At 29.8% G+C, this 7,609-nt stretch carries 6 protein-coding genes; all 6 read right to left on the bottom strand.

The genetic code is table 11. The features are described from left to right. Positions 1-387: DUF3179 domain-containing protein (locus tag N4A40_00815; protein ID MCT4660370.1), on the bottom strand; the 387-nt coding region annotated here is incomplete at its 3' end. A 222-nt stretch (positions 388-609) separates the two neighbouring features. Further along, positions 610-1,371 carry a class I SAM-dependent methyltransferase gene (locus tag N4A40_00810; protein ID MCT4660369.1) on the bottom strand — a complete coding sequence of 254 codons (762 nt, stop codon included), beginning with the start codon at positions 1,369-1,371 and terminating at the stop codon, positions 610-612. 15 nt (positions 1,372-1,386) lie between these two features. Next, the gene (asnB, locus tag N4A40_00805; GenBank protein MCT4660368.1) at positions 1,387-3,168 is read right to left on the bottom strand and encodes an asparagine synthase (glutamine-hydrolyzing); all 1,782 of its coding nucleotides are present in this window, start codon (positions 3,166-3,168) and stop codon (positions 1,387-1,389) included. 21 nt (positions 3,169-3,189) lie between these two features. Next, positions 3,190-5,019, bottom strand: coding sequence for a YcaO-like family protein (locus N4A40_00800; GenBank protein ID MCT4660367.1), 1,830 nt, complete (start codon positions 5,017-5,019; stop codon positions 3,190-3,192). A gap of 711 nt (positions 5,020-5,730) precedes the next feature. Then, complete coding sequence (locus tag N4A40_00795) at positions 5,731-6,399, bottom strand: YkgJ family cysteine cluster protein (protein ID MCT4660366.1); 669 nt, start codon at positions 6,397-6,399, stop codon at positions 5,731-5,733. Between the two features lie 68 nt (positions 6,400-6,467). Then, the coding region (locus tag N4A40_00790; GenBank protein MCT4660365.1) for a lamin tail domain-containing protein at positions 6,468-7,609 on the bottom strand (1,142 nt) is incomplete at its 5' end.

Here is a 7,609-nt window from a genome sequence, read left to right as displayed (position 1 = left end):
CGTCATAGCATATTCATCATCAACATCTTTCACATTTACTATTTCATGCCAAACTAACACTCTCTGAGGAAATAAATAAGTATTTGTCTTTGTTTCATATAAAAATACTCTGTCATAGTCATTCAACCATTTATCAGCATTTTCTATTGATTCAAATTTAGGCTTTTCTATGGGTGGTATACCATCTGGAGGTGGTCCTCCACTAAAAACATTGTCCAAAAGTTGAGCTCGTTCCTCTTCTAAAATACTCTCTTCATTTTCATCAAATGTTATAGTTGTTTCATTTGTTTCTTCTATTTTTGATTTAACTGACTTATCCTCATAATTATCATTACTTGTATTAGCACATGAAGTTAGTATTAACGTTATAATTAAAAATAAAATCATCCTTTTCACAATATCACCGCCTTTTTTATATTTATACCCATTAATAATAAAAAGCTCTACTAGAACTAATAATTTCGTTCCGCAGAGCCTTAACATTCAAAATACTATTTTTTTACAACAAAAAAGCTATTCTCAATCTCTATATTTATTTTTGAATATCCATTTTCACTTTTTAGCAATACTTTTCTTCATCATTCGAATATGCTTTCCATTCTTCAAGCATTACGTTCTCTTAGCATTATTTTCTACCATATAAAAACCTCTTGAAACTTTATTTTCGCTTATATACTTCAAGAGATATTCACCCTCTATATATAATTCTTCCAATAAATTTTCATTAGAATATTTTCTACGCATTTCTTCTATAACTCTATTGTGATTAGTCCAAAACCTTCTCTCATCCTCTGTAAAGTCAGTAAATGAAAAACTTAACTTTTCGCATCTTAAAATTTTCTTTATATCTATCTCTTCACCAATTTTGCCATTTGATATCGTAGTCAAAAATATATACAATTTCCCACCATTTTTTGTTATTCGTTTAAGTTGCTTTATTAACTTATGTAAATCTGATGAAAAATAGAGAGTGTCTATGGAAACTACTGCATCAAATTCATCATCGCGGAATGTGAGTTCATCAAAATCCATTTCTAAAAAATTTATTAGAGCATTACTTTTATTTCTTTCATTAGCCATTTTGACTGCAACATCGGCGAAATCAATCCCTGTAACTTTAGCACTTAATGACTTCGATACATACTCACTTATTATTCCAGAACCAGAACCTAAATCAAGAATATTAGCTATTTTGTCTTTCATCATATTACTTAATAAAAAGTCCAACTGCTTTTTTGTCAAATGATTATATTGATTCAAATTTAACCCAAAAAGATTTTCGCAAAATTCATTAAAATACTCATTATTTATATATTCCTTAGCCGCAATATTAAAAGTCTCCTTTAGCTTTTGCTTTTGCTCAACATTCATAGCGTTTCTCCTAACTCAATTATTTCCACTAAATTGTCTAATCCAGCACTCTAGGCAAGTTATCTTCCAGAGAATATACTTTTCTCGTGTAGTGATAGTTTTTCTACTTAGTAATTCCAAAATATACGTCTTATTGTATAGTTTATAGTAGTTTGATTTCTCATCCATCAATATTTCTTTCATAAATTCAAAAATTTCTTTTGACTGATACTGTAGTGGAGCTACTGGAAAATAACCCTTTTCTCGGTGTATAAAACTATCTGAAAAATAACTTTCAGATATCTTTTTTATTATATATTTATCTATTCCATGTTTACACTTTAAGCTATGGTGTATCTTCCTTCCAATATTTATAACTTCACTATCTAAAAATGGCACTCTTACTTCTAAACCATGTCTCATGGTTGTACTATCTGATCTCTTAAGAGCATCCTCTGGCAAAAATAAGTTGAGTTCTGAGTGCAATATTTTTTCAAATTCATCGCATTTATGTCCATTTAATGCCTCGAAATACTTTTTGACTAAATCATTTGTATCACTATTTGCCAATACCTCATCGCTACAATATTTCGAAAGGGATTCATCATTTTGAATAAATATAGAAAACAATTTTTCTGCTGACATATCATACTTTGTCATTTCTCTATGCCAACTATATCCCATCCACATTTCATCTGCACCCATACCAGAAAGTGCAACTTTGTATTTATTTTTTATAGATTTTGCCATTAGATAATGACCCATCATGTCAAATCCCCACATAGGTTCATTTATTCTCAAATAGCAATCTTCTATATTTTTTAAAACTAATTCATTACTAATTCTATTTTTTGTATGATGTGTTCCAAATAAATCAGAAACATAATCTGAATACTCGAACTCATCTCCACTTTTCCCAAATGTCTCTTCAAAACCAATTGCAATGGTTGGTATTTTAACATTGAGTTCTTTATATGCTATAGCTGTTATCAAAGACGAATCTAGTCCTCCAGACAAGAAAACACAAGAATTAACATCTGTATTTAATCGTTTTTCCACACCCTCAACTATTGCATTTTTTGTTTCCTTGATAGCTTTATTTTCAGAAACCTCACTGCCTTCTGTCTCAAATTCTAGCTCATAGTACTTCCATGTATTCATTTTTAACTTATTATTCTCTAATTTTATTATACCCGCAACTCCATTTTCTAGTTTTTGATATCTCAAAAATGGAGTATGAGGTGCTGGTATTATCCCCAATCTAAAATAAAAATCTATAGCAGTTTTGTTAATACTTAATTTTTGATTATCATTTTTTATTAAACTAGGTAAATAACTAGAAAATTTAAATTTATTATCACTGATAGTGTAATAAAACGGTTTTTTACCAAATCTATCTCTCGCAATAAATAGTTCTTTTTTCTTCTCATCCCATATAGCAAAAGAGAACTGCCCATCAAACTTAACTAAACATGCTGTTCCATATAGATGATATGCTTTAAGCATAACTTCAGTATCTGTTCTAGTTTCGAATTTATACCCGCTATTCTTTAGCTTTGATCTTATGTCCGAATAATTATATATTTCACCATTGAACGTTATACACAAGTGGTCAAATCGCATCGGTTGACTGCCTGCTGATGAATTATCTACTATTGATAATCTTGTGTGATTTAGCCTAACAGTCCCACTCAAATTCATCCAAGCACCTACATGATCTGGACCTCGCATCTCTAGTTCTTGGTTTATCTTGTTCATATTCGAAGTTTCATATTCACTTATTTTATCTATTGAAATCAATCCTGAAATTCCACACATACAATTCTCCTTGCCAAACTTTTATTTGTCAGTAAACAAATCTTTCAAACTAAATTGATTTATCATATTTTTGCTATAGATTTTCTTTATCCTTAAATGAACCTCTTCAAGTTCTTTATAATTACAATAACTACTAAAATTGCATTTTTCGCAATCCCAACAACTTATCTTGCTGTAATTTTTAAACAACTTTTCTGGATTATCTATATACTTTACAACAGAAGATATTAGTTCTTCTTCATAAAATAGCTTCATTACTTCTAATGCATCATCTTTGGGCTCTTCTTTTATTCTTGTTCCCATATAATCTCTTATACACTTATACCAAGTCAATGTTTCACTATCCATTTCCTTCTTTTCAGACACAATCTCAATATATTTTGATATCTCTTCATATGAACTTGCTTTATTCCCAAGTCGCCAATACAATGTACTCAAAAATAATCTTCGCGTAATTTTATACCACGGAAATATAAGATTCACTGGCGCTCCTATTATGTCTCCAAGCGAATCTTCATCTGAATCAAAATACCTTTCGACATAACTTAATACTGTTTCTATATCATTTTTTGAAGATGAATCTAGATCTCTAACAATTGACTTTACGCTCATCTCATCGAGTGTTTTTTGCACAAAGGTATCATCTGGATCTAATATATCTGCCATATTTGAAATAACTACATGATAACTTGGAAATCCCATAAAAGAAACATCCCTAATATATACTTTTTCTCCCATATAATCTACAATTCCAATCATGAAATCAAGCATTTCTTTATTAGACTCAAAATATAGCTTTTCAAAAGGCCTAAACTCATAACTAAATTTATTTGAAAATGTCTTAGCATCATATACTCCTTGCCCGCATCTAAGTATCTCCAATTTATTTTTTTTACTATTTATTTCTTCATTTTTAATATATGAAAAATCTTGAAGTTTCGTAAAATTGAACAAGTCACTACCTTGAAGTGATTCAGTAAGTGTCCTTTCAAGTGCTATATCGAAATGAGGATGTGAGCCAAAGCTCCAAACGTATTTCTGTAATTTTTTATCCACTATTATTATTCCAACAACTGGTAGTCCTTTTCCTAACGAACAATCTTTTACTATTACTTCATATCCACTCATTTCCTCTAATGTTTCTATCATAGCGTATTGTCTAGCATAATTTTTCAAAAAACTTCTTGGAATTGTAGGTGGTATAACTCCATTTTCCAAAACTTCTAATATAGCATATCTCTCAAAAATCTCTGCTATACCCTCAACAAGAGCCTCTTCTGGCGAATTCCCTGCACACATTCCATTCGTTCCATAAAAAAGTGACAGTGCTGCTATCGGAATATCCTCTATCTTACAATCTGTTGCATTATAATATGGAACTGCCAATATTTTGTCTCTCTTACACTTTGGACTATATAACAACCATTGATCTATTTTATCGTCATCTATATGTACTTGTGCGCAATCAGGAATAAACACCCGCTCGTCTCTTTTTCCTTCTAACAATTCATCAATACTATAGTAATTTTCATCTGGCGAATAATAAAATCCATATGCGTCTTCCACATTTTGTGAAAATTCTATACTAACTCTATACATCGCTTGGTTCTGAAAACGTTCTATAAACTCACCATAAGCACTAGCTAACGCTAATTCTCTATTTATACCTTTTCCATTTGAAAACATATTTAATTCTGGAATTCTAAGGTGTACCGAATGATAATTTTTAGATGACGATTTCCAATTCGTTTCAATTGGATTCAATCCGCAATTTCCTAGTAGCTTTCTAATAGTATTTATTGTGTCTAAAGGTCTGGCATCTTTAAAATTATTTTCAAAAAATTCTTTCATAAATCTTCTCCTCAACTTGCAATTTATTTTATATTTAAAATGCCATTAGGTATAATTTATTTGGATTAAACACTAATTCCATGATAAATTACTTCCTAATGACATTTCATCAATTAATTCTATTAACTCTCAATTAGAATCTTAAGAAACAATATCCATCACCTGCATTTGCTTCTAATTCTTTAAGCTGTTTTTCTTCTGCTTCAGTATTCTTAGCAGCTTTTTTGTTTAAGTCTTTTACCATGATGTCACCCCCTCATATCTTAATAAGATTTAATGAAAGTTGGCCAAACTTTATTAAAATAAAGCCGCGATTTACAACATGCAATCTTTAATGTCAATAGTTATCACCGTGTGTCAACGCACGTTATCTTATCGCGTGATTTAATATTACCATGGTATTTATTTAATTGCAAGCATTAATTTATCGCAATTAAATTATCCTATTGCAAAATTTTACACGTCTAAATTAATGGCAAATATTATATTTAAAAACCTATTAATAAAATGTGATTTAGCCAACATTTTCCTCTATTTCCATTTCATTTAACTACCATTCACCGTTTTATTTGCAAAAAAAATACAATTTCTACACAAGTTGATTTATTTTGAATCAGAAAAGATAATCAAAAAAAAAAAATAAAAAACCTTCAAAAATAATTACTAAAATCCATATTTTATAGATCAATTAATTATTTTTGAAGGTTAATTTTAAATTATTCCAAGTCTTGACTTTGCATCTTCAACTATATCAAAAAACATTTCATAAAAATCTTCACTCTCAGATATATCAATACGATAAAATGTATCTAATAAATCTTTCCCTATAGCCTCAAGTTCTTCATCACTTCTTACAAATTTCAATCTAAACTCAAGAGCTTTGACTATGCCATGCCACATCAATATGAATTTTTTATTTTCACTATAATTATCAATGCTAAGCCATTTTTTTATTTTTACCTTTCCAAGTTTAGTTTTGACGCATGCTCCTTTTTGTAAAAAATATTTAAAATCCCTCTTTTCATAAACTCTACCTAGTGGAAACAATCTACATACATCTGGTCTATATTCATGTATAGAACATCTATTATCTTGATTCAAAAACGAACATCTTTCATCATCACCATACATTTTCAAATGCGGTAATCTAAATTTCTTTTCTAATACCAATTCTATCTTGTCTTCAATTAATTCATCAAATGAGACATTCAAATTCTTTTTTATCTGATAAATGTCATATGGATTTAACGAAAAAAGATCACCAACTCCATGACAACAGGCACTACATCCTTCACATCCACCAGCATCTGCTCTGACTAAATCATTTATATCATATGTTTTTCCATCTGAAATATCCTCAAAATTTATTCTATTTATCATTTTTCCACCTTCTTATAAAATATACTTTTTCCATCCTACATAAGATTTCAATCGATACAATTATTTCTCTAGTTATCATATCTATCTATTACTTTTCCATTTGCATCATATAAAATCGCTGGATCACTTTTCGTATTATTCCAAACACCTTTTCCATCTATCCAATGTAAATCTATATTTTCATTTCTATTTGAATCTCCTATTTTAACACTATTTCCTGCCTCTAACACGTATTCTTTAAAAACAAATGACTGATTACCTTTTTCTGAAACTATCTTCCAGCCTTTAAGATTTATCTCTGAATCTGTAGTATTTTTTATTTCAATGATTTCTGCTTTCTTGTCCAATTTAATAATATCTACTATTGGTGTTTTCGATTCATCTACCACAGCTTTATTTTCATCAGAATCTGACGACTCTACAGATTTAGCAGCTTCTTCAGATTTTTTCTTTTGAGATTCAATCAATATTTTTTCATTTTCTTTCTTGCCAGCTTTGTTTATTTCCTTATTAGCATCATCGCTATTAATATTATCAAACTCATCATTTATCACATTTCCATTTAGTGTGTAAGTATAACTGTAATGACTTGGTATTTGTGTATTAGTATCTGGATAACTAATTATAGCTGTAAAATCCGTACATCCACCAGCTTCTCTGATAGCTTTTTCCATATATGCTTGATTGCCATGCCTATTTAATGTGCTGTTTTGCGGTGTTATATTGTAAGCATTTGATACTCCACCTAGAGAATCAGCTATAATATGTCCCTCGTCTAATGTCTTACTTTCTACACCTGGAACCTTTGCTTCATCTCTATAATATCTTCCTGTTGATAGAACTTTCTCTTTTTTATCATCCTGTAATACAATTTTTTCAGCAACTACCTTTACTAGTTGACCATATTCATTTGTAAAAGCATAATACTCTCTATCACCAAATCCAATATCAACAACAACTTTTGATTCTCTATTTCCTGATAAATCGCCACCATCTACTTCTATCTTTCTATATCCTTCAAATATATCTATATCAGCAGAACTATCTTCATTCGTTTTTTCTTTTTCAGCTTCATGGGTTTCTTGTGAAACAGCTATGTCTTCATTCAAATTCATATCTTTTTTCTCTTCTACTTTTCCACAAGCTGCAGTCATAAGTACCGCACTTATAGCCAATGTAGCAAATATTATTCTCTTCTTCATCCTATTCT

The sequence above is a fragment of the Tissierellales bacterium genome (genome assembly GCA_025210965.1).
Lineage (GTDB): Bacteria > Bacillota > Clostridia > Tissierellales > JAOAQY01 > JAOAQY01.
The sequence above is the reverse complement of the archived record's forward strand: the minus strand, read 5'-3'. Positions and strand labels throughout refer to the sequence as shown.

What these genes read in the sequence shown, in the direction of transcription:
- N4A40_00795 (MCT4660366.1), bottom strand. Translation starts at nt 6,399, where the DNA reads ATGATAAATAGAATAAATTTTGAGGATATTTCAGATGGAAAAACATAT.
- N4A40_00800 (MCT4660367.1), bottom strand. Translation starts at nt 5,019, where the DNA reads ATGAAAGAATTTTTTGAAAATAATTTTAAAGATGCCAGACCTTTAGAC.
- asnB (MCT4660368.1), bottom strand. Translation starts at nt 3,168, where the DNA reads ATGTGTGGAATTTCAGGATTGATTTCAATAGATAAAATAAGTGAATAT.
- N4A40_00810 (MCT4660369.1), bottom strand. Translation starts at nt 1,371, where the DNA reads ATGAATGTTGAGCAAAAGCAAAAGCTAAAGGAGACTTTTAATATTGCG.